This window comes from Exiguobacterium sp. s122, assembly GCF_018618475.1.
Classification (GTDB): Bacteria; Bacillota; Bacilli; order Exiguobacteriales; family Exiguobacteriaceae; genus Exiguobacterium; species Exiguobacterium himgiriensis.
Window position 1 is genome coordinate 1851739 of sequence record NZ_JACSMD010000001.1, and the last position, 26249, is coordinate 1877987.

Sequence of the window (26249 nt, forward strand, 5' to 3'; positions counted from 1 at the left end):
GCGACAGAAGCGGGTTCCGTCAAGATTAGAGTGAAAACTCTTCTTGTAGCTCTTTGAACGTCGCTTCGACCGCTGCGATCGTCTGCTCGATGTCCTCGTCCGTATGCACGGTCGAGAGGAACAAGCCTTCGAACTGTGACGGTGGCAAGAACACGCCGCGCGCCGCCATCTTCTGATAATACGAGCGGAACATCTCGAGGTTGGCCGATTTCGCCTTCTCGAAGTTCGTCACTTTCTCGTTCGTGAAGAAGAAACCGAACATCGACCCGGCACGGTTCGTGTCGTGCGGGATATTGTACTTCTCGCCCGCTTTCGTGAAGCCTTCGGCGAGACGATCGGCTTTGCGCTCGAACTCCGCGTAATGTTCCGGCTTCAATTGCGACAGCGTCGTGTAGCCGGCGATCATCGCGAGCGGATTCCCAGAGAGCGTCCCCGCTTGATAAATCGGTCCTTGTGGCGCGATTTGTTCCATGATCTCACGTTTTCCACCGTACGCACCGACCGGAAGGCCTCCGCCGATGACTTTCCCGAGACACGTTAAGTCCGGCGTCACGCCGAAGTAACCTTGGGCACAGTTGTAGCCGACACGGAAGCCGGTCATGACCTCGTCAAAGATGAGGAGCGCGCCGTTTTGTTCCGTAATCTCCCGAAGTCCTTCGAGGAAACCAGGCTGCGGTGGTACGAAGCCCATGTTGCCGGCAGCTGGCTCAACGATGACACCTGCGAGGTCGTCGCCGTACTTCTCAAACGCGACGCGGACCGCTTCTAAGTCGTTGTATGGGACTGTGAGCGTATGGCTTGCGAGTTCTTTCGGAACGCCTGGTGAGTCCGGGAGGCCGAGCGTCGCGACGCCTGACCCCGCCTTGATGAGAAGCGAGTCCCCGTGACCGTGGTAGCAACCTTCGAACTTCAAAATTTTCGTTTTGCCCGTGTACCCGCGGGCGAGGCGAAGCGCCGCCATCGTCGCTTCTGTACCTGAGTTGACCATACGGACCATCTCGATGGACGGGACACGGTCAATGACGAGTTCCGCCATCTTCGTCTCGAGCTCTGTCGGCGTCCCGAACGTCCAGCCTTTCTCGGCTTGCTCTTGAATCGCCTTCGTCACGACCGGGTCGCGGTGACCGAGGATGAGTGGTCCCCACGAGAGAACGTAGTCGATATACTCGTTGCCGTCGATGTCATAGACGCGTGACCCTTCACCGCGTTCAGCGAAGATTGGCGTCATGCCGACTGACTTATAGGCACGGACCGGGCTGTTCACCCCGCCCGGCATGAGGGGACGTGCTTGTTCAAATGCTGCTTCTGAGCGTGTTTGTTTGTAGGTCATGCGTAGTCTCCTTCCAAATAGCGACAGACGTCTTTTGCGAAATACGTGATGATTAAGTCCGCACCGGCCCGTTTGAAGCCGACCATCGTCTCCATGACGATGCGTTGTTCGTCGACCCAGTCGTTCATCGACGCTGCTTTGACCATCGCGTATTCCCCGCTCACGTTGTATGCCACAATCGGCATATCGAGTGAGTCACGCATATCACGGATGATGTCCATGAACGCGAGCGCCGGTTTGACGATCATGAAGTCCGCACCTTGCTCAACGTCCGATTGCGATTCCCGGAACGCCTCGCGACGGTTCGCCGGGTCCATTTGATAGCCTTTCCGGTCGCCTTCACCTGGTGCCGATTGCGCCGCGTCACGGAACGGTCCGTAATACGCCGATGCGTATTTGACACCGTAGCTCATGATTGGGATATGGCTGAACCCGTTTTGGTCAAGCCCTTCACGAATGGCAGCGACGAAGCCGTCCATCATCGAGCTCGGTGCGATGACGTCGGCGCCGGCCTGTGCTTGCGTAATGGCCGTCTGGACGTGGAGCGGGAGTGATGCGTCGTTATCGACGTCCCCGTTCTTTACGATGCCGCAATGGCCCGTTGACGTATATTCACATAAGCACGTGTCCGCAATGACGGTGAGCTGTGGCGCCCACGCCTTCACTTGACGGATCGCTTCTTGGACGATGCCGTGGTCATGATACGCCTCTGTACCTTCCGGGTCTTTATGCTCCGGGACACCGAACAAAATGACTGACTGAATACCGAGGTCGACGATCTCCTTAATCTCGTCCTCGAGACGGTCGAGCGAGAAGTTGAAGACGCCAGGCATCGAGCTGACCTCACGCTTAATATCTGTCCCTTCGATAATGAAGAGCGGGTAAATCAAATCTTCTTTCCGAACATGGTTTTCACGTACGAGTGCACGCATCGACTTCGATGAACGAAGGCGACGGTGACGGTCGAACTGGTTCATGAAAAATCCTCCCCTACACACTGTATTAATGCATCCATAGTATAACACTCAGGCACGCGGACCGGTAATGACGACACTTCCCGGACGGCGCGCTCGGTCACTTCGCCGATGGCGTACCACGTCCCATGGAAACGGTCGAGGTATGGCGTAATTGCCCGCACGGCGGACGGACTGAGCACGAGGAGCGCCTCGACGTGTGCGAGCGCTTCGGCTTCCGTCTTCGTCAATTCGCGACCGACCGTCTCATAGACGACCCAGTCGACGACGTGATCGAGTCGCTTCATATGGTCCGTGTTCGCCAAGTCGCCCCGGGCGAACAACACCGTCTCGTCTGGTTGGACGATGTGGGCTAACTTATGAAATAGCGCCTCTCCTGTAAACGTCTCAGGCATAAGCGAGACGGTGAAGCCTACTGCTTCGAGTGCTTGTTTCGTCTTCTCCCCGACGGCTGCGACCCGGATGTCACGCGGGACGTCCGATAATGCCGCGACGGCCGTCTGGCTCGTCACGACGAGCCAATCGAATCGTTCGAGCGGCATCGCGTGATCCGTCAATCTCGTTTCGATGAGCGGGACGTGATGAACGGAAAGACCGCTCGCTTCGAGCGTGGCTCGTTGCGAAGCGGTCAATCGTTTTGTCCCAGTGTACCAAACGTCACGCATCGACTGAGGCGAGAATCTCACGTCCGCCACGTCCGAGGAGTTCGTTTGCTACGTCTTGCCCAAGTGCGATTTCATCGGTCGCTGTCTTCGTCACGCGAAGCACTTCTTTCCCGTCGACCGAGGCGATCAGTCCCGTGAGCGTCACTTCGTCTCCGTCAACCGTTGCGTATCCGCCGACCGGCACGTGACAGCTCCCTTCGATCGCCTTCAAGAACGTGCGCTCGGCCGTTGCCGCTTTCGCTGTCACGTCGTCATGGAGAAGTTGTAAAATGTCGGTCACTTCCGCATCATCTTTTCGACTCTCGATGGCGAGTACGCCTTGACCGACGGCCGGGACCATCATGTCCGCATCGAGCGCTTCAAAGTCGACACGGTCCGTCCAACCCATGCGCTCAAGCCCAGCTTTAGCGAGCAAGATTGCGTTGAAAGATTCCGTCTCAAGTTTTTTCAGACGTGTGTCGATGTTGCCACGAATCCATTGAATCTCGAAGTCCGGACGCGCCGCGAGCATTTGCGCCCCACGACGGAGCGAGCTCGTCCCGATAATCGCACCTTCCGGGAGCGTCTCGAGCGTATAGCCGTTCTCGCAGATGAGGACGTCGCGCGCATCGACACGTTTCGGCATACAGCTGATATAAAGTTCTTCCGGTAATTCGGCCGGGACGTCTTTCATGCTGTGAACGGCGAAATCGATGTCGCCATCAAGCATCTGCTGTTGAATCTCTTTGACGAACAATCCTTTGCCGCCGACTTTCGATAACTGGACGTCGACGATTTGATCGCCTTTCGTCACGATTTCTTTAATCTCGAACTCGTTTGGTGCGCCAGCTTTCTTCAATTGTTCGATGACCCATTTCGTCTGAGTCATCGCAAGTTGGGAACGGCGTGAGCCGACAATGATTTTACGCATGATTGGTCTCCTTCATAGAAAAAGGCGACGAGATTCGTCGCCTGTTTGATTTTGTATTAGCGCATCAAGGCGCGGAGTGGTGCTTTCGCCGTGAGGGCTTCGGTCTCTTCGTTCACGTCATCTGACTCTTCTGGCAACTCGACATCGAGGCCGAACGTCTCGACGAACTGGCTAATCCGCGTATTTGCATCCGGTTGTGCCGCAGCGTCTTTAATATAGTCAATCGGTTCACGGAGCATCTGATTGATGATCGACTTCATATGTTTGCCGATGACTTTTTTATCGCGATCCGATAAGTGGTCGAGCTTACGCTCGAGGCTCTCCATCGTCTCTTCTTGAATCGTGAGTGCACGGCCGCGCAACTCGTTCATAATCGGGACGACGCCGAGCGTGACGAGCCACGCTTGAAACTCCTGAATGGCCGCATCGATCTTCACTTCAATCTTCTCGGCTTCGACGAGGCGGGCTGCCAAGTTTTTATTGACGATGCCGGTTAAGTCGTCGACATCGAACAAATGGACGCCAGGAAGCTCACGTACCGCTGGATCGATATCTCGCGGTACCGCAATGTCGATCAACAAGAGCGGACGCTCGCGGCGGAGCAGTTGGGCTGCGGCCACGTCATCATATTCGATGACGGCTTGTTTTGCGCCCGTCGAACTGATTAAAATATCCGCATCGAGCAGACCGCAGGCAATTTCTCGAATCGAGTGGGCCCGACCTTTGAACTTGTCGGCGACCGCTTTCGCCTTGCTTTCCGTCCGGTTGAAGACAGCGATTTGTTTTGCGCCGGCCTCGAACAAGTTGAGTGTTGTCAACTCGCCCGTCTCACCGGCACCAACGACGACGACTTGCTTGTCGTCAAGTGACGCATACATCTCTTGGGCGAGTGCGACCGCTGCCGAGCTGACCGATACCGACATTTCCCCAATTTGTGTCTCGGTATGCGCCCGTTTGGCGAGCGTGACAGCTTCTTTGAACAGTTTGTTGAACACGGTCCCGGTCGTTCCATTTTCTTGAGCACGGAAGAAGCTTGACTTCACTTGCCCTAAAATCTGTGTTTCCCCAATAATCATGGAATCGAGTCCTGACGTGACACGGAACAAATGACGAATCGCTTCTTCCCCTTCACGAATCGACAAATATGGCGTGAACTGCTCCATCTCAAGGTCAAACCAGTTCGCCAAAAAACGTTTTGTATAATAACGTCCCGTATGAAGCTGGTCAGTGACAACGTATAACTCGGTCCGGTTACACGTAGACAAAATAACCGACTCGAAAATGCTCTTCTCTTCGCGAAGCGCAATCATCGCGTCCACGATTTCTTGCTCCCCAAACGAGAACTGCTCCCGAATCGCGACAGGGGCTGTCTTGTTATTTAGTCCAACGACGACAATATGCATGTATCTCTTCCCCTCATCCAAAATCCAACGACGGTTGTCTTTTCTATTTCAATCTCTACCGTACATTATAACAGTTCTTATCTGGGAACTATAATCTTCTGTTTGATTTTCCTGAAATAAAATAAGAACTTTTTGTGACGAAAAAAAGTAGAAACGGACAAGGTAGCCATTTCTACTTGAAAACTCATTTCAACGTGGAAGGATCGGTAATAATCGTACTTTCCGCCTTCTCTTCTTTTTCTGCTTCAAGATAATGTTTATGCTCGCGCAACTTATAAATGCGGACGATGTTTTGAACGACGACTTTCGCCACCGCATACGTCGGCACGGCAATGAGCATCCCGATGATACCGGCAAGGTTCCCGGCGACGAGCAACACGATGATGATCGTGAGCGGGTGCACTTTGAGCGACTTCCCTTGGATGAGCGGTGAGATGACGTTCGATTCGATCTGTTGCACGACGATGATGACGATAATGACCCAGATAGCCATGATCGGCTCCTGAATGAAGGCGACGACGACGGCCGGCGCGGCACCGAGGAACGGACCGACATATGGAATGATATTTGTGACCATCATGAACAGCGCGAGTAGAATCGCGTAATCGACACCGACAATCCATAGTCCGATAAGGGACGTGATCCCGACGAAGAAGGCGACAAGGAGTTGCGCGTGCACGTAGTTTTTAACCGTGTTGTGCATGTCGTTCAAGATTTTGCGTGTCTCGGTCTCGTAGCTCTTTGGCAACCATTTGACGATCGAGTCTGGAAGACGTTTCCCGTCAAGGAGCATGTAGATCAGCATAAACGGAATGACGACGATCGTGATGACGGCCGATGTGATGAAGCCGACGAGACGCCCGACGGACGAGGCGACGTTTCCGAAGATGTCGCCGAGATACGACGTGATGTTGTTCGTGAACTCGGTGAACATGTCATCGTTCTCGTTGACGAAGCGTGACAAAAACTCGTTTTCCATGAGCGAGTCACGAACGGCGAAAATCTGTAGCTGTAACTCTTTCGCGATGCTCGGCAACGCATTCACAAGTGACGTCACTTGATCGACGAGAAGCGGTCCAACGACGCTGAAGACAATCGTGACAATCAACAGGAGTGACGTTAACGTAATCGCGACCGAAATGCCCCGTTTCCCAGAGCGCTTCTCTAAATAGTCGACGATGCCGACGAGAAAATAAAAGAAAAGTCCTGCGATAATAAGCGGCACCGTGACGAGCGCTAAAATCACTTTTACCGGTTGAAACACGAATGAGATTTGTGTTCCGACCCAGATGACTAAGAAAATCGTCAGCGTCCAAAATAATGCGCGGTACCATTTGTTCCCAAACATAATATGCATCTTTCCACCTCGTTCAATATTCTCTTGTCCTAACTAGATATGTAGACAATTATACGATAAATACCCGCTCCGGTAACCCCGAAAACAAAAAAGACGAGGGAATTGCCCTCGTCTGCGATGATTAGTCTTCGTCACGCGTCAGCAACTCGTATATTGCTTTCCACGCTTCGTCTTTTCCTTCGGCGGTTTCCGCTGAGAACGCGACGAACCGGTCCGACGGGTCGAACTGAAGTTTCCGTTTGACGGCCGCCTCGTGTTTTTGACGTTGGCTCTTCTTAATCTTATCGAGCTTCGTCGCGACGACGATGACCGGGATGTCATAATGCTTCAAGAAGTCATACATCGTCACATCGTCGCCCGTCGGCTCGTGACGGATATCGACTAAAAGGACGACACCACGGAGCGCTTGTTGCGACGTCAAATACTGCTCCATCATGACGCCCCACTTCTCGCGCTCGGTCTTCGACACTTTCGCGTAGCCGTAGCCCGGGACGTCGACGAACATGATCTCGTCATTGATGTTGAAGAAGTTCAGTGTCTGCGTCTTCCCTGGCTTCGAAGACGTGCGGGCGAGTGCCTTGCGCTGACAAATCTTGTTGATGAACGACGACTTCCCGACGTTCGAACGGCCAGCGAGCGCCACTTCTGGCAACTCATGGACCGGGTAGTGGTCCGGCGCGACGGCGCTCGTAATAAATTCTGCTTTAGTGATTTTCATTAGTTTCCTCCAAATGCTACGTCTAGTACTTGATCGAGCGTCGTCACAGGCACGAACGTCAGTTTTTCACGGACCGTGTCTTGAATGTCGTCGATGTCGCGCTCGTTATCGTTTGGAATCACGATCGTCGTGAGTCCGGCCCGATGTGCGGCGAGCGCCTTTTCTTTCAATCCGCCGATTGGCAACACGCGGCCGCGGAGCGTAATTTCCCCGGTCATGCCGATATCACGGCGCACCTTTTTGCCGGTGAGTGCCGAGATGAGGGCGGTCGCAATCGTGATCCCAGCCGATGGCCCGTCTTTCGGGACGGCGCCTTCCGGAACGTGGATATGCACGTCTTGACGCTCATAGAATGTCGGGTCGATATCGAACCGCTCCGCGTTGGCACGGACATAACTATACGCCGTCTGCGCCGACTCTTGCATGACGTCACCGAGTTTCCCGGTCAATTGGAGCTTACCTTTTCCTGGCGCGAGCGCCACTTCAATCGTGAGCGTGTCGCCCCCGAACGCCGTGTACGCAAGTCCTGTGACCGCTCCAATCGAGTCTTCCGTCTCCCCTTTGCCGTAGCGATATTTCGGTTTCCCGAGATAGTCGCCGAGACTCTTCAGCGAGACGGTGACACGTTTCTTCTCGCCGATGGCGATTTGTTTCGCCGCCTTCCGGCAGAGCGAACCGATGACGCGTTCTAAGTTCCGGACGCCGGCCTCGCGCGTATAGCGACGGACGACCTCGTAAAGCGCATCCTCTTTAATCGTCAGTTGGCTCTTTTTCAACCCATGCTCTTTGTATTGTTTCGGAATCAAGTGACGCTTCGCAATCTCGACTTTCTCGAGTTCGGTGTAGCCGCCGATTTGAATGAGTTCCATCCGGTCTAAAAGCGGCGCCGGGATTTGCGACACATCGTTCGCCGTTGCAATGAACAGCACGTTCGATAAGTCGAACGGCTCTTCAATGTAATGGTCAGAGAACGAGACGTTCTGTTCCGGGTCGAGCACTTCAAGCATCGCTGACGCCGGATCGCCCCGGAAGTCAGACGCCATCTTGTCGATCTCGTCGAGCAAGAATACCGGGTTTTTACTCTCGGCTTGCTTCAGACCACGGATGATTCGGCCCGGCATCGCTCCGATATACGTCCGGCGGTGACCACGAATCTCGGCCTCATCCCGGACGCCCCCGAGCGAGACGCGAACAAAATGCCGTTCGAGCGCCGAAGCGATCGAGCGGGCGAGCGACGTCTTCCCGACCCCAGGAGGTCCAGACAGACAGAGAATCGGTCCGCGGAGCGAGTTCGTCAATTGACGGACGGCCAAATACTCAAGGATACGGTCTTTCACCGACTCGAGCCCGTAATGGTCGTCATCAAGGACGTCGGCCGCATGTTTGACGTCGAGCTTATCTTCCGTCTCGATGCCCCACGGAAGCGAAGCGACCCAGTCGAGATAGTTACGGATGACGGCATATTCTGGCGACGTCGCCGGTACGACGTTTAATCGCTCGGCTTCCCGCATGACGTTCTTCCGCGTCGTCTCAGGCAAATCGAGTGCCTCGAGCTTCTCACGGAGACGGTTCGGCTCCGAGTCTTGTGACTGATCGCCGAGCTCTTGTTGAATCGTCTTCATCTGTTCGCGCAAATAGTACTCTTTTTGTGCCTGTTCAATCGTCTTCTTCGTCCGTTCGCGCAGCTGTTGCTCGAGCTCGATAATCTCGACTTCGTGCGTCATGATCTCAAGTAGCTCAAGCCCACGTTTCACGGCATCCGGTTCTTCAAGCATCGCTTGACGGAGGTCGACGTCGATGTCGAGTTTCGAGGCGATATAATCGGTGAGCGACTCGAGCCGTTCATACATCTCATAACGACGTCGCTCGTCCGGCGACAACCCTTTGATTGATCCGACGAGTTTGCCGAACTGTTCTTTTAACAAGCGGACAAGGGCCGTTCGTTCGACTTCTTCCCCTTCGACGAGTTCGAGCGGCTCGACGTCAGCGAACCAGCCTTCCTTCGTCTCGTCAATAGCATTGATTTTGACACGCTCTTTCCCGACAAGACGGACCCGTACCGTCTCGTTCGACAGCTCGCTCATCTTGGCGATATGGACGCGCGTCCCAATCGCATATAAATCTTCTTGCTCAGGTGATTCTTTGCCTGTCTCTTTTTGAGTCACGACAATCAAATCTGTCTCGTGTTCCTTTGCGGCAAGGAGTGCCCGTAAGGAGAGCGGACGACCGACATCGATCGTCACTCCGATCAGCGGATAGACCACGACTCCACGCAAAGGAAGGATTGGTAATTGTTCCATTACAACGCCTCCTGTGCAAAAAGGCCCAAAACTCGGATGTGCCGAGTGTTTGAGCCTTTTACGTTAAAAGTTATGCTGTCTCTTTGTTGTCGCCTGTCTGTTCGACAGTGCCATCACGAAGGACGTATTTCGGACCGGCAAGACCCGTAATCGTTTCATCCGTGATGATGACTTTCTCGATATCGTCGCGCGATGGGACAGTGAACATCACATCGAGCATCATTTCTTCGATAATCGAGCGGAGACCGCGTGCGCCAGTCTTACGTTTGATGGCAAGTTTGGCAATTTCAATCAACGCCTCATCCGTGAACGAGAGTTCTACGTCGTCAAGTTCGAGCATTTTCTCGTACTGACGAACGAGGGCGTTTTTCGGCTTCGTTAAAATCTCGACGAGCGCTTCTTCGTCAAGCGTCGTGAGTGTCGCCATGACCGGGAGACGACCAATGAATTCAGGAATCAACCCGAACTTCTGAAGATCTTCCGGAAGTGCCCGAGCGAGCAAGTCTTCTTGCGTCAACTCGCGGTTCTCTTGGTCGTTTCCGAAACCGATGACTTTTTTCCCGATGCGGCGTTTAACGACCGCTTCGATGCCGGCGAACGCGCCGCCGACGATGAACAAGATGTTCGTCGTATCGATTTGGATGAACTCTTGATGCGGATGCTTACGACCACCTTGCGGCGGGACGCTTGCGACCGTACCTTCCAAGATTTTAAGAAGTGCCTGCTGAACGCCTTCACCCGATACGTCACGTGTGATCGATGGGTTTTCCGACTTACGGGCGATCTTATCGATTTCATCGATGTAGATAATCCCTTTTTCAGCTTTCTCGACATCGTAGTCAGCCGATTGAATCAGCTTGAGCAAGATGTTCTCGACGTCTTCTCCGACGTAACCCGCTTCCGTCAAGCTCGTCGCGTCTGCGATTGCAAACGGGACGTTCAGGACACGTGCCATCGTCTGAGCGAGAAGCGTTTTCCCGCTACCCGTTGGTCCAATCATGACGATGTTCGACTTCGAGAGTTCGACATCATCTGAACGACCGCCGGCGTTGATGCGTTTATAGTGGTTATAGACAGCTACCGAAAGTGCACGTTTGGCACGGTCTTGTCCAATGACGTAATCGTCTAGGATGTTACGAATCTCTTGTGGTTTTGGAATGTCTTTGAATTCGACTTCTTCCTCCACACCGAGCTCTTCCTCAACGATTTCGTTGCAAAGTTCGATACATTCGTCACAAATGTATACGCCAGGACCGGCGACTAATTTACGGACTTGTTCTTGCGATTTTCCGCAAAACGAGCACTTGAGTTGCCCCTTTTCCTCGTTAAATTTGAACATTCGGTACACCCCTTCTGAGTGGAAATGGATGTAAGTGCGATAAATCGCCTATTTGTATTTCCAGGTGCAGTTGCACCGTGAAAAGACATTTACATCTCTGCGTTGCAATAATTGTAGCATGAACAAATCACTTCATCAAAGATTAACACATGCAAAGTGTCGTGACGAAAAAAAGGACGACTGCGCGGCAGCCGTCCTGTCAAACCGATTACTTCGCTTTCCCGTTTTCAACGAGGATGTCGATCGCTTTACGGAACTTGAGGTCACCTTTAAGTGTCTCGATTCCGCCTTGTGGCGCGAGCATCGTGCGGAGTTGGTCTGGTGCGATGTTGTAGAGTTTCGACATTTCTTCGAGCTCTTTTTCAGCATCTTCGTCAGACACTTCGATTGCTTCTTTTTCAGCGATGGCTTTCAAGACGAGACGAGCTTTGACGCGCTCTTCTGCTTGCTCTTTCATCTCTTCGCGCATTGCGTCTTCAGAAGTTCCTGTGAGTTCGAAGTACATGTTGAGGTCGATTCCTTGTGAAGATACACGTGTACCGAACTCTTGAACCATGCGGTCAACTTCTTGCTCAACGAGAACTGCAGGGACGTCGATTGTCGCGTTAGCTGTCGCTTGTTCAACGAGCTGGTCGCGCATCGTGCCGTCTGCTTCTTGCTTCTTGCCTGCTTCTAAACGCTCACGGATTTTCGCTTTGAGCTCGTCGAGTGAAGAAACTGACTCGTCGATGTCTTTTGCGAACTCGTCGTCGAGCTCAGGTACTTGTTTCGCTTTTACTTCGTGAAGCTTGACTTTGAATGTCGCTGGTTTACCCGCCAAGTTTTCAGCGTGGTACTCTTCAGGGAATGTTACTTCAACGTCTTTTTCTTCACCAGCAGTCAAGCCGACCATTTGCTCTTCGAATCCAGGGATGAATTGACCTGATCCGATTTCAAGCGTGTAGTTCTCAGCTGTGCCGCCTTCGAACTGCTCGCCGTCAGCGAAACCTGCGAAATCAAAGACAGCTGTATCGCCGTTTTCGATTGCGCCTTCTTTAACAGCAAGCTCAGCGCCTTGCTGTTGAAGCGCGTCAAGTTCTGCTGCAACTTCTTCGTCAGTGACTGTTGTTTCAACAGCTTCGTACTCGAGACCTTTGTACTCGCCAAGCTCAGCTTCAGGCTCAACAACGAACGTTACTTTGAACGTTACAGGCTTGCCTTTTTCGAGCGTACCGTCTACATCGATGTTTTCGAGTGCGATTGGTTCGAAACCAGCTTCTTCGACTGCAGATTGAACCGTGTCACGGTAGAGGATGTCGAGTGCGTCTTGGTAGAGCGCCTCTTCCCCATACATTTTGTTGAACATTGGGCGTGGCAATTTCCCTTTACGGAAGCCAGGCACGTTCAATGATTTGACGACGTCTTTGAATGCTGCGTCGACTGCTTTATCAAAAGCTTCTGCAGGTGCTTCGTACGTGAGTACGCCTTGGCTACCTGATGTTTTTTCCCATTTTGCTGTCATGCTAAGTCCCTCCAACAATTCGTTTATACGTACAAGAATGTACAACAATCCGTATTATAGCATAAATCCGACACGTGCACACAACGATTTAGTCGAGTAACGACCGTGTGAACGAGGCGTCCGCCTCAAGTATTTCCCCGGCAAGACCGTTCACATCACTCGCGTTCAACATCGCTCGTTTCGCTTCAAGGATGGCCGGTTCTAGCTCATCGGCAAGATGGGGCACGAACGGATAGTGGACGTAACAATAGTTCGTCGACAGTTGCGTCGCAATCTCGTCCCCATAAAACCGTTTTTGCAAATCGCTATACGTAAAGCCCCACTCGCGGGCGAACGTGCTCGCCTCGGTGCGGTCATACACGTACCGTTCCCCAAGGTCGGTCCATTCAATCGTCTCAAGTTCTGCAATCGCTTTCTCAAGCACCATCACTTTGATCACCTTCGGCCGGTCTTCAAGGAGATACGCCTTCAGCACATTATCGAGCACGTCATCGATATTGAAATGAACGTGTGCGAGCATCTCGATTTGTTCGGCCGTACTCCCTTGATGAAGTGTTCGCTTCAACTTCGCGATTGCCGCCGGGAACTCTGTCAGCTTCAACACTTGAAGCACTTGATACGCCTGTGTGTTCACGTGGTCCCCGTCTTGGACGCTCAAATACTTTTCAATCCAATGGGCCGCCTCGAACGGTTGGTCACGCATGATGTAGTATTGGGCGATTTGAAGCCCGCACGTCTCGGGTCGGTCCGACGCCTCCATCTGCGTCGCAACGAGTTCCTCGAGTCGCTCGAGCGTCTCCGGCTCATCCGGACGTTCCATTAGACATTGAAAGATTTCCATGAACAAGTAGACGTCACCGCTTAACTGTTCATACCATTCCCATAGAATCGGTTCGATGCGTTGCCGCTCCCCGGCCATGTCGGCTTCTTTCACCATCTTTTGCAGTCGTGTCCAGTTCCCCGGAAACGGATACTGCTGGTTTTGATCCATCTCCCCACACCCTTTCTTCCACTCTTCTCCATCTTCCTTAGGATCGAGTGGAATGTCAAATCATTCCCATGAAAAACGAAAAAAGAGACAGCCCCCGTGGAGGCTATCTCTATTTTAAATGGAAGTGTCCCAAGAGGGATTCGAACCCCCGACCGACGCCTTAGAAGGGCGTTGCTCTATCCAGCTGAGCTATTGGGACATTGACAAGAAAACTATAATAGAAAAATGGTTTGCTGTCAATTCCTTCTTTTCATTCCGTTAGAGCTTTCCGCTCACGTCAAGGTCGGATACAGCCGAGCCGTCCTCAGACCGATAGAACCGGACCGCGGCCTCTCCGTTCTCAAGGTCAAGGAGCGCATACGTCTTATCACTGCGACCACGCGGCATCCGAATGGAACCCGGGTTGATGTACAACACCCCGTCTTGAATCAACGCACCGGCGACATGAGAGTGACCGAACAAGACGACGTTCGCCCCGACCTCTTCGGCCCGGTAACGCAACCGGTTCAAGTCATACTTCACATCGTGATGATGACCATGTACGATGAGAATCGTCCCAGCCGGCGTCGTCTCGACGCGTTCGAGTGGGAGGTCACCACCGAAATCACAATTCCCACGCACGGTCCGATACGGGAGCAGATGCTCGTCAACAAGTGCGAGCTGCGAGTCTCCGCAATGAAACGCATCGTCAATCTCTTCTTCGTGCCGGTGGAAGATGTTCAATAGTTCTTCTGTCAATCCGTGGCTGTCACTGACTATGAGAAAACGCATACGGCTCACCCTTCCATGAATGAAATGATTTCTGCCTCCAACTTTCGTAACGCTTGACCGCGGTGACTAACCGCCGCTTTTTCGTCCCGCTCGAGTTCTGCCGCCGTCTTATGGAGCGACGGGACGATGAAGAGCGGATCGTAACCGAAACCGTTCTCGCCGTGTGGCGCATACCCAATCGTTCCTTCGAGCGTCCCACGTACCGTCAACGTCTCCCCAGACGGTTTTGCAAGACAGAGCGCACAGACGAATCGGGCTGAGCGATCGGTCGCCCCGTTCAACTTCTCCAACAACAAGGCGTTGTTCGCCTCGTCTGATTTTTCTGGCCCAGCGAAACGGGCCGAGTAAATGCCTGGCGCCCCGTCGAGCGCATCGACTTCAAGTCCTGAATCGTCCGCGAGGACCGCGTGTCCGAAGTAGTGGGCCGCTTCCGTCGCCTTCAGCTCGGCGTTCGCCTCAAACGTCGTGCCGGTCTCGTCCGTCTCTGGTGCGTCCGGATAGTCCAAAAGTGACTCGACTTCAAAACCGAGCGGCGTCAACATCGCCTCCAACTCTTTTACTTTTCCTGCGTTATGTGTCGCAATAATCAACTTCATGTCGTTTCCTCCATCTGTTCGCCGACGTACCACCATGAGGCGCCGAGGGCAGCTTCTGCCGTTTTAAACAGTTGCGCAATCCCGCCTTGGGCGAGAAGAAGCAACTCATTCATCTCTTGTAGCGTGAACGTCGCCTCTTCCCCGGTACCTTGCACTTCGACGAAACGGCCGCTCGCCGTCATGACGACGTTCATATCGACCTCAGCCGCCGCATCCTCTTCATAGTCCAAGTCGAGGACGAGCGAATCGGTCCGACCAACCGAGATGGCGGCGACGCCTTCTTTGATCGGCGTGTCTGTCAATTTGCCTTGGCGGATGAGCGCATCGACTGCGAGGACGAGCGCACAAAATCCGCCCGTGATCGACGCGGTCCGCGTCCCGCCATCCGCCTGAATGACGTCACAGTCAATCCAAATCGTCCGTTCTCCAAGCCGTTCCAAGTCGACGACAGAACGGAGGCTGCGGCCGATGAGTCGCTGAATTTCCATCGTCCGGCCAGACTGTTTGCCGCGCACGACTTCGCGGACGGTCCGGTCGCCGGTCGCCCGTGGAAGCATCGAGTACTCCGCATTGATCCAGCCCTGCTTCTTACCGCGTAAGAAGTTCGGGACCCGTTCCTCGACCGTCGCCGTACAGATGACTTTCGTATCCCCGATTGAAATGAGAACCGAGCCTTCAGCGTGTTTATTCACGTGCGGGACGATTTCCACGTCACGCAGTTCGTCATATTTACGTTCGTTACGCATTGAGGGACACCTCTACTTTCTCCGCCGTGACGGATAGACCGAGCCACTCGGTCGCGAGCCGATTGAACATGTCGACGTCCCCCGTCGCATAGAACTGATGCGTCGGGACCGTATCGAGGTCGTTCTCGAGTTCTTGGAAATCGAGGATGGCCGCCACTTCAAGCGCGGTCTCATCACCGGACGAGATGAGGTGTACGTCCGGTCCGACGACGTCCTGGATGACGGGTGCGAGGAGCGGATAGTGCGTGCAACCGAGAATGAGTGTGTCCATCTCCGACGGCTGGAGCGGGCGAAGCGTCTCTTCAACGATTGTCCGGACGCGTTCCCCATCAAGTTCGCCCGCTTCAACGAGCGGGACAAACGGCGGACAGGCGAGTGAATAGACGTCAACCTCGCCTGCCACGTGACGGAGGGCCGTCTCGTACGAGTTGCTTTCAATCGTCATCTTCGTGCCGATCACACCGATATGTTTATTTCGTGTGCCTTTGACGGCAGCCCGGGCTCCCGGATCGATGACCCCGATGACCGGGATATGGAGTCGTTTGCGCGCCTCCTTCAAGACGACAGCCGTCGCCGTGTTGCAGGCGATGACGATCATTTTCACATTCTTACTGAGTAAGAACTCAATCAGTTCCCATGTATAGGCTTCAATCTCGTCGTGCGGACGCGGGCCGTATGGGCACCGTTCCGTATCGCCGATGTAGATGATTTCTTCTTTCGGTAGTTGGCGCATCAATTCTTTGACTACGGTCAAGCCGCCAACACCTGAATCGAGTACTCCAATCGCTCGTTTCATATGATCACTTCCATTCCCATCTATCTTACCAAAAAAGCCGATTCTGAAAAAGAAACGGTCTCGTGACAAACAAAAAAGACGAGGTAGCCGATTGGCCGCCTCGTCCGTCGCTCAAATTACTGAGCAAGACCTTCGCTTGTGAGCATGTCAGAAAGCGTGTTAACCGCTTCTTCTGCATCGTCACCAGCTGCAGTGATTTTGATTGTCGAATCTTTCGCGATTCCGAGTGAAAGTACACCCATGATTGACTTGAGGTTTACCGTTTTACCGTTGTACTCAAGGTTGATATCTGATTGGAACTTAGAAGCTGTGTTAACCAACTGTGTAGCTGGACGAGCGTGAATTCCTGAATCTGCAACGACTGTGAACGTTTTTTCCATGACGTGATAGTCTCCCTTCAAATTTCAATTCTACAGGCGGACCTGCAAAATAATTGTTTGTGAACTCATTATCAAATGATAGCGGATTCGCAAAAATTCTGCAAGCGGTTTTTATATTCTGGAGTCCATTCGGTCGGACGACCGGATTTCGACAAGTGCACAAGGCTCGTACGCCCTGCGAACATGAGCTGCTCTCCATCATATGCCCCGTAATGAATATCACATGAAGTGTTTCCGACCGTCAAGACATTGGCATATACCTTGATTGATTGGCGCGGCATCACTTGGCGGACGTAGTCGCACTGGGCGTCCGCGACGACGACGAACCCATCTTTCAAAGAAAATTCAGTCGCTTCAAGTAGCTCAATGCGCGCATCTTCAAAATAGATGAACGGAATCGTGTTGTTCATGTGACCGTACGGGTCGCACTCCGAGAATCGGACTTTGACGTCTAGCGCGACCCCTGCTCTGACACGTGTTTCCCAATCGGCTTCGCGGAAGTATTTCGTCATCCGCTCTTACGCCTCGACTGCAGAGCCAGTACGGCCTTTGTCGCTACCGAAGAACGACTTGAACGAATGAAGCGTCGTTTGCCGGTTCATTGCGGCGATTGACGTCGTGAGCGGGATGCCTTTCGGACAAACCTCGACACAGTTTTGTGCGTTTCCGCACTGCATGATCCCGCCATCTTCCATGAGCGCCTCGAGACGTTCTTCCGCGTGGAAGGCGCCTGTCGGATGCGAGTTGAAGAGACGGACTTGTGAAATTGCAGCCGGGCCGATGAAGTTCGTCTTATCGTTGACGTTCGGACAAGCCTCGAGGCAGACACCGCACGTCATACATTTTGACAACTCATACGCCCATTGACGTTTGTTCTCCGGCATACGCGGTCCTGGACCGAGGTCGTACGTACCATCGATCGGGACCCACGCCTTCACTTTTTTCAACGCGTCAAACATGCGCTGACGGTCGACTTGAAGGTCACGGACGACCGGGAACGTCTTCATCGGTGACAAGCGGATCGGTTGCTCGAGCTTATCGACGAGTGCCGTACACGACTGGCGTGGCTTCCCGTTGATAATCATCGAACAAGCGCCACATACTTCCTCGAGACAGTTCATATCCCAGTTGATTGGCGTCGTCTTTTGGCCTTCCGCGTTCACCGGGTTTCGGCGAATCTCCATGAGCGCCGAGATAACGTTCATGTTCGGACGGTAAGGTACTGTGAATTCTTCCGTATATGTCGGTTGATCCGGTCCATCTTGGCGTTCGATGATGAAGCGGATGTCTTTTTGATCTGATTGCATTGGCGTCGTCATTTTGTCTTCGCCCCTTTCTTCGAGTAATCCCGTTTACGTGGCGGGATTAACGAAACGTCGATTTCTTCATACGAGATATCGACTTCCCCATTGTCGTAGCGTGCCATCGTCGTCTTCATGAACTGCTCGTCATTACGTTCCGGGAAGTCCGGTTTGTAATGGGCTCCACGGCTCTCGTCCCGCTTCAATGCGCCGAGCGTGATGACGCGCGCGAGGTCGAGCATGTGGTCGAGCTGTCGGATGAACGAGGCCCCTTGGTTACTCCAGCGTGCCGTATCGGTCGCAGAGATGTTATTGAAACGCGCGCGCAGTTCTTGAATCTTTTGATCCGTCGCAATCAGCTTGTCGTTATAACGAACGACCGTGACGTTGTCTGTCATAAGCTCACCGAGTTCACGGTGAATCTGATACGCGTTCTCCGTACCGTCCATCGCGAGGATGTTGTTGAAGCGTTCAATCTCTTCACGCTCGTTAAAGTTGAAGAGGGCTTCCGGTACGCTTTCAGTCGCTTGATCGAGACCGCGCATGTAATTAACTGCAGCCGGTCCGGCTTCCATCCCACCGTATACAGCCGAGAGCAGTGAGTTCGCGCCGAGGCGGTTCGCCCCGTGCATCGAGTAATCGCACTCACCCGCAGCAAACAGCCCAGGGATGTTCGTCATCTGATCGTAGTCGACCCATAGTCCGCCCATCGAATAGTGGACAGCCGGGAAAATCTTCATCGGCACTTTTCGTGGGTCGTCCCCGACGAACTTCTCATAAATCTCAAGGATTCCGCCGAGTTTAATATCAAGCTCTTTTGAGTCTTTGTGCGATAAGTCGAGATACACCATGTTCTCGCCGTTGACGCCGAGCTTTTGGTTGACACAGACGTCGAAGATTTCACGCGTCGCGATGTCACGCGGCACAAGGTTTCCGTAAGCCGGATATTTCTCTTCGAGGAAGTACCAAGGCTTCCCGTCTTTGTATGTCCAGACGCGTCCGCCTTCCCCGCGCGCCGACTCACTCATGAGACGAAGCTTATCGTCCCCCGGAATCGCCGTCGGGTGGATCTGAATGAACTCCCCGTTCGCGTAGACGGCACCTTGCCGATAGACCGCCCCAGCCGCTTGACCGGTGTTGATGACCGAGTTCGTCGATTTTCCGAAGATGACCCCTGGGCCACCAGTCGCAAGGATGACCGCGTCCGATGGGAACGCTTTAATCTCCATCGAACGAAGGTCCTGACAGACCGCTCCGCGACAGACACCTGCCTCATCGATGATGGCACGGAGAAACTCCCAGCCTTCATACTTCTCGACGAGTCCTTGCGCCTCGTAACGACGAACCTGCTCGTCGAGTGCATAGAGGAGCTGTTGGCCTGTCGTTGCGCCGGCATACGCCGTACGGTGGTGGAGCGTGCCGCCGAAGCGACGGAAGTCGAGAAGCCCTTCCGGCGTTCGGTTGAACATAACGCCCATCCGGTCGAACATGTGGATGATTTTCGGTGCCGCCTCTGCCATTTTTTGGACAGGCGGTTGGTTGGCGAGGAAGTCACCTCCGTAAACCGTATCATCAAAGTGTTGCCAAGGAGAATCCCCTTCCCCTTTCGTGTTGACGGCTCCGTTGATCCCGCCTTGTGCACAAACTGAATGTGAACGCTTGACCGGTACAAGCGAGAATAGTTTAACCGGAACACCCATCTCAGCCGACTTGATTGTCGCCATGAGTCCAGCTAGACCGCCACCGATGACGATCAAACTTTGATTTGCCATGTAAAATTCCCCCTATTACAAGATGCCGGCGAACGTCAAGATTGAGCGAAGACCGACAAAAGATAGTGCCACGAACACGGCACCTGACACGTAGCTCATGAAACGCTGTGAGCGTGGTGACTGTGTGATTCCCCACGTGATCGCAAACGACCAGAGTCCGTTCGCGAAGTGGAACGTAGCCGAGAGAATCCCGACTATGTAGAAAATGAGCATGAGCGGGTTGTCGACGATCCCTTGCATCATCTCCGCGTTGACCTCGACGCCGCGCATCTTCGCCAAGCGCGTTTCCCAAACGTGCCACGCGATGAAGATGACAAGGAAGACGCCTGTGAAGCGTTGCAAAATATACATCCAGTTGCGAGCGTATGAGTATCGGTTCGAGTTAATCGATCCAAGAAACGCGTAATAAACCCCGTACACGCCGTGGAAAATCATCGGTAAGGCGATGATCATCACTTCAAGGAAGTACAAGTACGGAAGCCCCTCCATGAATTCTGCAGCTCTGTTGTAAGACTCCTCCCCACCGACGATATAGTAGTTGACCGATAAGTGGACGATCAAAAACAAGCCGATTGGAATGACCCCAAGTAGCGAATGGACTTTACGATTAAAATAGTCACGATTCGAAGCCATTCTAGTTCCCCCTTTGTCCGAGCGCTTGGCTCGTTTTGTAAATAAAAGCGTTTTCAAATCTAAATATAGCTTTCTGACTCCTATTCTACTCTTGTGAAAATTGTATGACAAGACAACGGGACCGATTTATGGCACATTCTTTTCGAAAAATCTCGGTGACCAAATCCCAATTCGTCGTTATAATGGTATAGAGAGATTGGAGTGATGGAATAAGATGGAAACTATGAGCCAACCCACTTTCGCGATTGAATTGTTACGCGATTATGTGTTGACAGACTTGCTTGGCGAAGACTATGGCCAAGTCATCTATTGGGCAGGTAAACGAGTCGCCCGCAAGTTCCCGGCCATGCCGGATGAAGAGCTCGCCGCATTTTTCGAGGAAGCCGGATGGGGACAATTGACGCTTGTGAAAGAAAAAGGAAGTAAGTTCTCGTTCGAACTCGTCCCACCTCCTTCGACCCAGCAAAAAGCGTCCGGTTACTATCAGCTCGAAGCGGGCTTTTTAGCCGAACAAATCGCCGGGCGTCTCCAATGTGTCGCGGAAGGATTCGCCGAGCCGGCACGCCAAACTGTCCACATCACCGTCCAATTAGACCGAAAAGATTCGTACGAATGACGAAGAGCCGATGCGATTTTGCCGCATCGGCTCTTTCATTGGTTAATATGGGAAGAGACGCTGATGAACGTAAATATTGAACTCGATGAGTTCGGACCTTGAGAACACCATATCTTCACCTTCGTATGCTGCTGCCGCTTTTTGAACGACGTGTAAGAGGTCGGACCGAATCGATTGTCGCCTCGCCCAATCAAACGCGTCTCGCTTCGCAAGCAGACAACCATCTTTCCTGTATGCCATTACCCGCACGAGATTCAACACGCTGTAGACTGGTTGGTTCTCAAGCGAGCCTAGGCAACCCAACGCATCTTGTTCAATCGCGTCAAGGTAGTTCGCCTCTTCAAACCCGACCAACAACTCACGCATCGGATTCCCGAACAAGACGCATCCACGCTCCATGATGACTTTGAGGTGGGCGGCCACATCTGGATCCGTCATGTCTCTTTGCTCCTCAAGCAATTCTTCGATTGTTTCTTCCTCCAATCGAGTGCGCCACTGCTCACTATAATGAACCTCAAACGGACTCGGATGGACCCATTCTCGTAACGCGCGTTCCGTCAGGACGGTCAACTCGAGCGGATATGGTTGCGTCGATTTAGTCAGACACAGTCGCATCAAATCGAGCCGCTCCGCACCCGTTAAGTCTCGATTGCATACAAACAATAAATCGACGTCACTATGTCTCGGATGAAAGCCCCCCATCGTCACGGACCCGTGCACATACCCATGTTGTATCGCGTCGGTCACGTCCGCAAGCTCACACACGAATTGTTCGATAAACGACGATGTCTCTTCCGGAAAATCTGCGAACGCATCTCGGTTCATTCGTCGGTCTCCTCATGTACGTATTGAATCACGGTTTCCGCCAACTTCTCCGGCAAGCCTGCCTCTTTCAACTGTTCGAGTGACGCCAGACGAATCTGTTTCATCGACCCGAAATGCCGAATCAGTTGTTGGCGCCGTTTCGGCCCAACGCCTGGGATATCGTCGAGAATCGATTTCGTCATCTTCTTCGTCCGCAGACTGCGGTGGAACGTGATGGCGAAGCGGTGGACCTCGTCTTGCATCCGTTGCAACAGATAGAACGCGCTCGATCGCGAGTTCAGCTCGACGATGCCACCGCCTTCACCGAACAATAGCTGGCTCGTCCGGTGCCGATCATCCTTTTTGAGCGACCCGACCGGTAAATCGAGCCCGAACTCGTTTTGGAGCACATCCAAAGCGGCGTTCAATTGCCCGATGCCCCCGTCAATCAAGAGCAAGTCCGGCAAACGTTTCTCCTCAGTCAACAACCGGCGGAACCGACGACGCACGACTTCGCGCATCGTCTCGTAGTCATCTGGCCCTTGCACGGTACGAATCTTGTACTTCCGGTACTCTTTCTTAAGCGGTTTCCCGTCCTCGAAGACGACGAGCGCCGAGACGGCGTCGCTTCCTTGGATGTTGGCGTTGTCGATGATGTCGACGCGCGATAGGTGCGGGATGCCGATCGCCTCCCCGAGCTCGCGCATCGCGAGGAGTGTGCGTTCCTCGTCACGCGCGAGCAGTTCAAACTTCTCGTTCAAGGCGATTTCCGCGTTTTTCGTTGCCAAGGCGAGCAGTTGTCGTTTTGCCCCTCGTTTCGGTTGCATCACTTTCGTTCCAATCGCCTCGTTTAATAAATCGATGCGAACGATCTCCGGGACGAGCACTTCTTTTGGCACGACGTTCTGTTCGTAGAATTGAACGATGAAACTTTCAAGTTCCTCGGACGGTTCCCCGTGAAGTGGGAAGAGCGAGACGTCGCGCTCAATCATCTTACCGCCTCGCATATAGAACACTTGGACACACATCCAGCCACGGTCGAGCGTGTAACCGAACACGTCGCGTGCGGTCGGGTCGGCCGTGATCATGTTTTGTTTGTTCATAATCGATTCGACGGCCCGGATTTGGTCCCGGAGCTCGGCGGCCCGTTCGAACTGCATCTCTTCGGCCGCCTTACCCATATCGACCTCGAGCTTGGCGAGCGTCTCGGCCGTCTCCCCGTTCAAGAACCGACGGATCTCTTGGACGATCGCTTTTTGGTCGTCCGTATCAACGGCGAGCTCACACGGTCCGAGGCATTGCCCGATATGGTAATACAGGCAGAGCTTGCGTGGCATCGGCTGACACTTCCGTAACGGATACAGCTTGTCGAGGAGCCGCTTCGTCTCGTTCGCGGCGTAGGCGTTCGGATACGGTCCGAAGTAATACCCACCGTCCTTCTTCAGCTTCCGTGTCGTCAACAGACGCGGATACGGCTCGTTCGTGATTTTGATGTACGGATACGTCTTGTCGTCTTTCAACCGGATGTTGTATTTCGGGTCGTGCTTTTTGATAAGTGTCATCTCGAGGAGGAGCGCTTCGAGCTCGCTCGCCGTGACGATGTATTCAAAGTCACGAATCTCAGCCACGAGACGCATCGTCTTGATGTCGTGCGCCCCCGTGAAGTAAGAACGGACCCGGTTCTTCAAGTTCTTCGCTTTCCCGACATAGATGACCTCGCCGTACTCGTTCTTATGCAAGTAACAGCCAGGCTCGTCTGGGAGGAGCGCCAATTTATGTTTAATGTGGTCAGATTGACTCAAGTTCGGTCACCTCAGTTTAGCTTCCTCGAGGACGGGAAAAATATGGTGAAGTCTTCGAGGGAGGGAATATTATGAAACGTTATGACGTCATCATTCTTGGTAGCGGCTCGGCCGCGAGCCAAGCGGCAAACCTATTACGTGACGCCGGTAAACAGATTGCCATCGTCGAGAATTGGACGTTTGGCGGGACGTGCCCGCAACGTGGCTGTGACCCAAAAAAGATGCTCGCGGAAGGTTCAGAGCTCATGGCACGGGTCGACCAGATGAAAGCGCTCGGCGTCAACGGCGACATCACGCTCGATTGGGTGACGTTCAAGCGTCGCGTCGATGAATATCGTTTCGCGGTTCCGACGACGAAGACGCACAACTGGAAAGAGCATGGCATCGATTTGTTCGAAGGCGAGCCGCATTTCATCGACGAAGATTCGATCGTCATCGACGGACATGAAATCTCGGCCCATCACTTCATTATCGCAACCGGCCTCATCCCTCGCCCACTCGAAATTCCAGGTGGAGAACTAGCCCTGACGAGCAACGACATCTTCGACCTCGAAACGTTGCCACCACACCTCAGTATCGTCGGGGCTGGCTATATCGCCTTCGAGTTCGCCCATATCCTTCGCCGGTTCGGCTGTGAGGTCACGCTTCTCATCCGGTCGCAAGCCTTAAAAGCGTTCGACCGGAACGTCGTCAAGCGGCTCGTCGAGGAGACCGAGCGTATCGGGATTGATGTCCGAACCGGGGTCGAACCGGTCGAACTTAATGGAGACGTGTTGACGTTATCTGATGACTCTACCCTTCACGGACTCGTCCTTAACGCCTCGGGCCGCATCCCGAGCATCGAGCGGCTCAACCTCGAGGCGGCCGGCGTCAAAGCCGACCAATCCGGGATTTGGGTCAACGCATATTTACAGACGTCGAACCCGAACATCTATGCCGCAGGGGATGTCAGTGCGAGCGATAACCCGGCACTCACCCCGTTCGCCGGACAAGAAGGACGGATTGCCGCCCTCAACCTGATTCGTGGCAACACCCGCCCATTACCGGAGCGGCCGGCACCGACGGTCGTCTTCACGTCCCCACCGATCGCAAAAGTCGGCTTGACGATTGAAGAGGCGGAGGCGAATGGCATCGCCTTTGAATATAAGGACAATGACTTGTCTCACTTTTTGACGTATGAACGGATTCATGACGAGACCGCGTTCTCACGCGTGCTTCTCAGTCATGACGGTCACGTGCTTGGTGCCCACTTGATTGGGCAACATGCACCGGAACTGATCAACTTGTTCTCTCTCATTATACAGAACAACATCAGCCATCAACACGTGAAACACTTACAGTTCGCCTATCCGACATCGGCCTCCGATTTGAGTTACTTGATTTGAGACCATATAAAAAAGACTCGCCGCAGCGAGTCTTTTTGTTATTCCAATCCTTTGTCTTTGTCTTCTTTCAAGGCGTCTTGAAGCGAATCCTTCCAGAGCGGCACGCCTTTCGTGTGCGCCGCGCGAGCGATCAAATGACCACCAACTGGAGCCGTCAACAGGACGAAGAACAAGCCGAGCAAGAGACGCGCATCGAACACGCGCTCATCGACCCAGACGTGGAGCACGGCCGCGAAGAGGACGAACATGACCCCGAGCGTCGCCGACTTCGACGCCGCGTGTGTACGCGAGTAGATGTCAGGCAGACGGAGAAGGCCGATCGCCGCGACGACCGTGAAGAACACCCCGATGACCGTGAAGACGCCGGTCAAAATATCAAAGATCATTGTCGCGGTCATGATGGATGATTGCTCCTCTCTCTAGGTATTTCGAGAACGCCACCGTCCCGATGAAAGCGAGGATACTCAGCAAGAGGATAACCTCGAAGAACATCGTCGTGTCGAGCAGAATCGACAATAACGCGACGACCGAGATGAGCGCGATCCCAATCGAGTCGAGGGCAATGACGCGATCCGGCGTCGTCGGCCCTTTCACGACCCGATACAGCATGAACAACATCGCGATGACAAGGATAGCGAGTGAGATGTAGATTAAAATGTCTAACCAGTGCATCATTCCGTCGCCTCCTTAATGCTAGATTCAAAGTTTTCATAGATATCTCGTTTGAGCGCCTCTTTATCCGGCATGTGGAGCGCATGGATATAGAGAATCTTATTGTCTTGCGACACTTGGACGACGAGCGTCCCTGGCGTCAAGGAGATGAGCATCGACAACAGGCTGATTTTCCAGCCTGATTTGAGCGACGTTTCGTATCGGAAAATCCCCGGTTGAATCGCGAGCTTCGGACTGAGGACGAGACGTAATACTTCGAAGTTCGCCATGACGAGCTCCCGCGAAAAGATGAGGAGCAGCTTGAACAGCTTGATCACGCGTGTAAAGTAAAAGTTCGTACCCGACTCGCGGAAAAAGCGGCGCATCATGAAGATGACGAGTAACCCGATAATATATCCAATCAGGAACCCATACGTCGTGAACGATCCCGTGAGGAACATCCAGATGAACGCCAAGAAAAAGTTAATCAATATTTGATAGGCCATCT

Annotated in this window: 27 protein-coding genes and 1 tRNA gene; 2 read left to right on the forward strand and 26 right to left on the reverse strand. The window is 53.3% G+C overall.

The window, feature by feature from the left end:
• Positions 1 to 25: 25 nt before the first annotated feature.
• The 21 genes from hemL to KNP92_RS09655 form a co-directional block, all read right to left on the reverse strand.
• Entirely contained in the window at positions 26 to 1330 is a 1305-nt protein-coding gene (gene hemL, locus KNP92_RS09555; protein WP_214839793.1) for a glutamate-1-semialdehyde 2,1-aminomutase, read from the reverse strand.
• Positions 1327 to 2307: a porphobilinogen synthase gene (hemB, locus tag KNP92_RS09560; protein ID WP_214839796.1), complete on the reverse strand. Its 981-nt coding sequence runs from the start codon at positions 2305 to 2307 to the stop codon at positions 1327 to 1329. Before hemB ends, hemL begins: the two co-directional genes overlap by 4 nt.
• Complete coding sequence (locus KNP92_RS09565; RefSeq protein WP_214839798.1) at positions 2304 to 2969, reverse strand: uroporphyrinogen-III synthase; 666 nt, start codon at positions 2967 to 2969, stop codon at positions 2304 to 2306. Before KNP92_RS09565 ends, hemB begins: the two co-directional genes overlap by 4 nt.
• Positions 2962 to 3879, reverse strand: a complete 918-nt coding sequence (gene hemC / locus KNP92_RS09570; RefSeq protein WP_214839800.1) for a hydroxymethylbilane synthase — start codon at positions 3877 to 3879, stop codon at positions 2962 to 2964. Before hemC ends, KNP92_RS09565 begins: the two co-directional genes overlap by 8 nt.
• Before the next feature lie 56 nt (positions 3880 to 3935).
• On the reverse strand, positions 3936 to 5282 hold the full coding sequence (hemA, locus tag KNP92_RS09575; RefSeq protein WP_214839802.1) for a glutamyl-tRNA reductase: 1347 nt from the start codon (positions 5280 to 5282) through the stop codon (positions 3936 to 3938).
• Positions 5283 to 5466: 184 nt separating this feature from the next.
• Positions 5467 to 6639 carry an AI-2E family transporter gene (locus KNP92_RS09580; RefSeq protein ID WP_251136445.1) on the reverse strand — a complete coding sequence of 391 codons (1173 nt, stop codon included), beginning with the start codon at positions 6637 to 6639 and terminating at the stop codon, positions 5467 to 5469.
• 121 nt (positions 6640 to 6760) lie between these two features.
• The gene (gene yihA, locus KNP92_RS09585) at positions 6761 to 7357 is read right to left on the reverse strand and encodes a ribosome biogenesis GTP-binding protein YihA/YsxC (RefSeq protein ID WP_214839804.1); all 597 of its coding nucleotides are present in this window, start codon (positions 7355 to 7357) and stop codon (positions 6761 to 6763) included.
• Entirely contained in the window at positions 7357 to 9657 is a 2301-nt protein-coding gene (lon, locus tag KNP92_RS09590) for an endopeptidase La (RefSeq protein ID WP_214839805.1), read from the reverse strand. The genes yihA and lon overlap by 1 nt, the downstream gene beginning before the upstream one ends.
• A gap of 70 nt (positions 9658 to 9727) precedes the next feature.
• Positions 9728 to 10996 carry an ATP-dependent protease ATP-binding subunit ClpX gene (gene clpX / locus KNP92_RS09595; RefSeq protein ID WP_214762227.1) on the reverse strand — a complete coding sequence of 423 codons (1269 nt, stop codon included), beginning with the start codon at positions 10994 to 10996 and terminating at the stop codon, positions 9728 to 9730.
• Between the two features lie 208 nt (positions 10997 to 11204).
• On the reverse strand, positions 11205 to 12497 hold the full coding sequence (gene tig / locus KNP92_RS09600) for a trigger factor (RefSeq protein ID WP_214839806.1): 1293 nt from the start codon (positions 12495 to 12497) through the stop codon (positions 11205 to 11207).
• 88 nt (positions 12498 to 12585) lie between these two features.
• Positions 12586 to 13488, reverse strand: coding sequence for a hypothetical protein (locus tag KNP92_RS09605; protein ID WP_214839807.1), 903 nt, complete (start codon positions 13486 to 13488; stop codon positions 12586 to 12588).
• 125 nt (positions 13489 to 13613) lie between these two features.
• Positions 13614 to 13687, reverse strand: a tRNA-Arg gene (locus KNP92_RS09610).
• 59 nt (positions 13688 to 13746) lie between these two features.
• Entirely contained in the window at positions 13747 to 14259 is a 513-nt protein-coding gene (locus KNP92_RS09615) for a metallophosphoesterase family protein (protein ID WP_214839808.1), read from the reverse strand.
• 5 nt (positions 14260 to 14264) lie between these two features.
• Positions 14265 to 14855 (reverse strand): XTP/dITP diphosphatase, encoded by a 591-nt coding sequence (locus tag KNP92_RS09620; RefSeq protein WP_214839809.1) that lies wholly within the window; start codon positions 14853 to 14855, stop codon positions 14265 to 14267.
• Complete coding sequence (rph, locus tag KNP92_RS09625; RefSeq protein ID WP_214839810.1) at positions 14852 to 15601, reverse strand: ribonuclease PH; 750 nt, start codon at positions 15599 to 15601, stop codon at positions 14852 to 14854. Before rph ends, KNP92_RS09620 begins: the two co-directional genes overlap by 4 nt.
• Positions 15594 to 16397, reverse strand: coding sequence for a glutamate racemase (racE, locus tag KNP92_RS09630; protein WP_214839812.1), 804 nt, complete (start codon positions 16395 to 16397; stop codon positions 15594 to 15596). Before racE ends, rph begins: the two co-directional genes overlap by 8 nt.
• Positions 16398 to 16513: 116 nt before the next feature.
• Positions 16514 to 16777 (reverse strand): phosphocarrier protein HPr, encoded by a 264-nt coding sequence (locus KNP92_RS09635; protein ID WP_021066838.1) that lies wholly within the window; start codon positions 16775 to 16777, stop codon positions 16514 to 16516.
• A gap of 71 nt (positions 16778 to 16848) precedes the next feature.
• Entirely contained in the window at positions 16849 to 17289 is a 441-nt protein-coding gene (locus tag KNP92_RS09640) for an acyl-CoA thioesterase (protein ID WP_214839815.1), read from the reverse strand.
• Between the two features lie 6 nt (positions 17290 to 17295).
• Positions 17296 to 18084, reverse strand: a complete 789-nt coding sequence (gene sdhB, locus KNP92_RS09645; protein ID WP_200871127.1) for a succinate dehydrogenase iron-sulfur subunit — start codon at positions 18082 to 18084, stop codon at positions 17296 to 17298.
• Positions 18085 to 18092: 8 nt separating this feature from the next.
• Positions 18093 to 19850, reverse strand: coding sequence for a succinate dehydrogenase flavoprotein subunit (gene sdhA, locus KNP92_RS09650; RefSeq protein ID WP_034809777.1), 1758 nt, complete (start codon positions 19848 to 19850; stop codon positions 18093 to 18095).
• 15 nt (positions 19851 to 19865) lie between these two features.
• Positions 19866 to 20483, reverse strand: coding sequence for a succinate dehydrogenase cytochrome b558 subunit (locus KNP92_RS09655; RefSeq protein ID WP_214839817.1), 618 nt, complete (start codon positions 20481 to 20483; stop codon positions 19866 to 19868).
• A gap of 223 nt (positions 20484 to 20706) precedes the next feature.
• On the opposite strand from KNP92_RS09655, the gene KNP92_RS09660 reads away from it, so the two are divergent.
• Positions 20707 to 21099 carry a YslB family protein gene (locus KNP92_RS09660; RefSeq protein WP_251136446.1) on the forward strand — a complete coding sequence of 131 codons (393 nt, stop codon included), beginning with the start codon at positions 20707 to 20709 and terminating at the stop codon, positions 21097 to 21099.
• A 42-nt stretch (positions 21100 to 21141) separates the two neighbouring features.
• On the opposite strand, the gene KNP92_RS09665 is transcribed toward KNP92_RS09660, so the two are convergent.
• A complete protein-coding gene (locus KNP92_RS09665) occupies positions 21142 to 21924 on the reverse strand; it encodes an aminoglycoside adenylyltransferase domain-containing protein (RefSeq protein WP_214839821.1) in 783 nt (260 codons plus the stop codon).
• Positions 21921 to 23705: an excinuclease ABC subunit UvrC gene (gene uvrC / locus KNP92_RS09670; RefSeq protein ID WP_214839822.1), complete on the reverse strand. Its 1785-nt coding sequence runs from the start codon at positions 23703 to 23705 to the stop codon at positions 21921 to 21923. Before uvrC ends, KNP92_RS09665 begins: the two co-directional genes overlap by 4 nt.
• Before the next feature lie 71 nt (positions 23706 to 23776).
• On the opposite strand from uvrC, the gene KNP92_RS09675 reads away from it, so the two are divergent.
• Complete coding sequence (locus tag KNP92_RS09675) at positions 23777 to 25090, forward strand: dihydrolipoyl dehydrogenase family protein (protein WP_214839823.1); 1314 nt, start codon at positions 23777 to 23779, stop codon at positions 25088 to 25090.
• A 38-nt stretch (positions 25091 to 25128) separates the two neighbouring features.
• Here KNP92_RS09675 and mnhG read toward each other — a convergent pair whose 3' ends face one another.
• The 3 genes from mnhG to KNP92_RS09690 are packed head-to-tail and all read right to left on the reverse strand — an operon-like array spanning position 25129 to position 26247.
• Positions 25129 to 25488, reverse strand: coding sequence for a monovalent cation/H(+) antiporter subunit G (gene mnhG / locus KNP92_RS09680; RefSeq protein ID WP_034809783.1), 360 nt, complete (start codon positions 25486 to 25488; stop codon positions 25129 to 25131).
• On the reverse strand, positions 25466 to 25765 hold the full coding sequence (locus KNP92_RS09685; protein ID WP_081825915.1) for a Na(+)/H(+) antiporter subunit F1: 300 nt from the start codon (positions 25763 to 25765) through the stop codon (positions 25466 to 25468). The genes mnhG and KNP92_RS09685 overlap by 23 nt, the downstream gene beginning before the upstream one ends.
• Complete coding sequence (locus KNP92_RS09690; RefSeq protein WP_214839824.1) at positions 25762 to 26247, reverse strand: Na+/H+ antiporter subunit E; 486 nt, start codon at positions 26245 to 26247, stop codon at positions 25762 to 25764. Before KNP92_RS09690 ends, KNP92_RS09685 begins: the two co-directional genes overlap by 4 nt.
• Between the last annotated feature and the right edge of the window lie 2 nt (positions 26248 to 26249).

Bases quoted from the DNA above. Each gene is read 5' to 3' on its own strand.
- KNP92_RS09620 (WP_214839809.1), bottom strand. From the start codon at position 14,855: ATGAAGTTGATTATTGCGACACATAACGCAGGAAAAGTAAAAGAGTTG.
- KNP92_RS09565 (WP_214839798.1), bottom strand. From the start codon at position 2,969: ATGCGTGACGTTTGGTACACTGGGACAAAACGATTGACCGCTTCGCAA.
- racE (WP_214839812.1), bottom strand. From the start codon at position 16,397: ATGAAACGAGCGATTGGAGTACTCGATTCAGGTGTTGGCGGCTTGACC.
- KNP92_RS09675 (WP_214839823.1), top strand. From the start codon at position 23,777: ATGAAACGTTATGACGTCATCATTCTTGGTAGCGGCTCGGCCGCGAGC.
- lon (WP_214839805.1), bottom strand. From the start codon at position 9,657: ATGGAACAATTACCAATCCTTCCTTTGCGTGGAGTCGTGGTCTATCCG.
- KNP92_RS09655 (WP_214839817.1), bottom strand. From the start codon at position 20,483: ATGGCTTCGAATCGTGACTATTTTAATCGTAAAGTCCATTCGCTACTT.
- KNP92_RS09660 (WP_251136446.1), top strand. From the start codon at position 20,707: ATGAGCCAACCCACTTTCGCGATTGAATTGTTACGCGATTATGTGTTG.
- KNP92_RS09690 (WP_214839824.1), bottom strand. From the start codon at position 26,247: ATGGCCTATCAAATATTGATTAACTTTTTCTTGGCGTTCATCTGGATG.
- sdhB (WP_200871127.1), bottom strand. From the start codon at position 18,084: ATGCAATCAGATCAAAAAGACATCCGCTTCATCATCGAACGCCAAGAT.
- tig (WP_214839806.1), bottom strand. From the start codon at position 12,497: ATGACAGCAAAATGGGAAAAAACATCAGGTAGCCAAGGCGTACTCACG.
- KNP92_RS09685 (WP_081825915.1), bottom strand. From the start codon at position 25,765: ATGATGCACTGGTTAGACATTTTAATCTACATCTCACTCGCTATCCTT.
- KNP92_RS09640 (WP_214839815.1), bottom strand. From the start codon at position 17,289: ATGACGAAATACTTCCGCGAAGCCGATTGGGAAACACGTGTCAGAGCA.
- hemC (WP_214839800.1), bottom strand. From the start codon at position 3,879: ATGCGTAAAATCATTGTCGGCTCACGCCGTTCCCAACTTGCGATGACT.
- yihA (WP_214839804.1), bottom strand. From the start codon at position 7,357: ATGAAAATCACTAAAGCAGAATTTATTACGAGCGCCGTCGCGCCGGAC.
- KNP92_RS09580 (WP_251136445.1), bottom strand. From the start codon at position 6,639: ATGCATATTATGTTTGGGAACAAATGGTACCGCGCATTATTTTGGACG.
- KNP92_RS09665 (WP_214839821.1), bottom strand. From the start codon at position 21,924: ATGAACCGAGATGCGTTCGCAGATTTTCCGGAAGAGACATCGTCGTTT.
- KNP92_RS09615 (WP_214839808.1), bottom strand. From the start codon at position 14,259: ATGCGTTTTCTCATAGTCAGTGACAGCCACGGATTGACAGAAGAACTA.
- sdhA (WP_034809777.1), bottom strand. From the start codon at position 19,850: ATGGCAAATCAAAGTTTGATCGTCATCGGTGGCGGTCTAGCTGGACTC.
- KNP92_RS09605 (WP_214839807.1), bottom strand. From the start codon at position 13,488: ATGGATCAAAACCAGCAGTATCCGTTTCCGGGGAACTGGACACGACTG.
- hemA (WP_214839802.1), bottom strand. From the start codon at position 5,282: ATGCATATTGTCGTCGTTGGACTAAATAACAAGACAGCCCCTGTCGCG.
- rph (WP_214839810.1), bottom strand. From the start codon at position 15,601: ATGCGTAACGAACGTAAATATGACGAACTGCGTGACGTGGAAATCGTC.
- clpX (WP_214762227.1), bottom strand. From the start codon at position 10,996: ATGTTCAAATTTAACGAGGAAAAGGGGCAACTCAAGTGCTCGTTTTGC.
- hemB (WP_214839796.1), bottom strand. From the start codon at position 2,307: ATGAACCAGTTCGACCGTCACCGTCGCCTTCGTTCATCGAAGTCGATG.
- hemL (WP_214839793.1), bottom strand. From the start codon at position 1,330: ATGACCTACAAACAAACACGCTCAGAAGCAGCATTTGAACAAGCACGT.
- mnhG (WP_034809783.1), bottom strand. From the start codon at position 25,488: ATGACCGCGACAATGATCTTTGATATTTTGACCGGCGTCTTCACGGTC.
- KNP92_RS09635 (WP_021066838.1), bottom strand. From the start codon at position 16,777: ATGGAAAAAACGTTCACAGTCGTTGCAGATTCAGGAATTCACGCTCGT.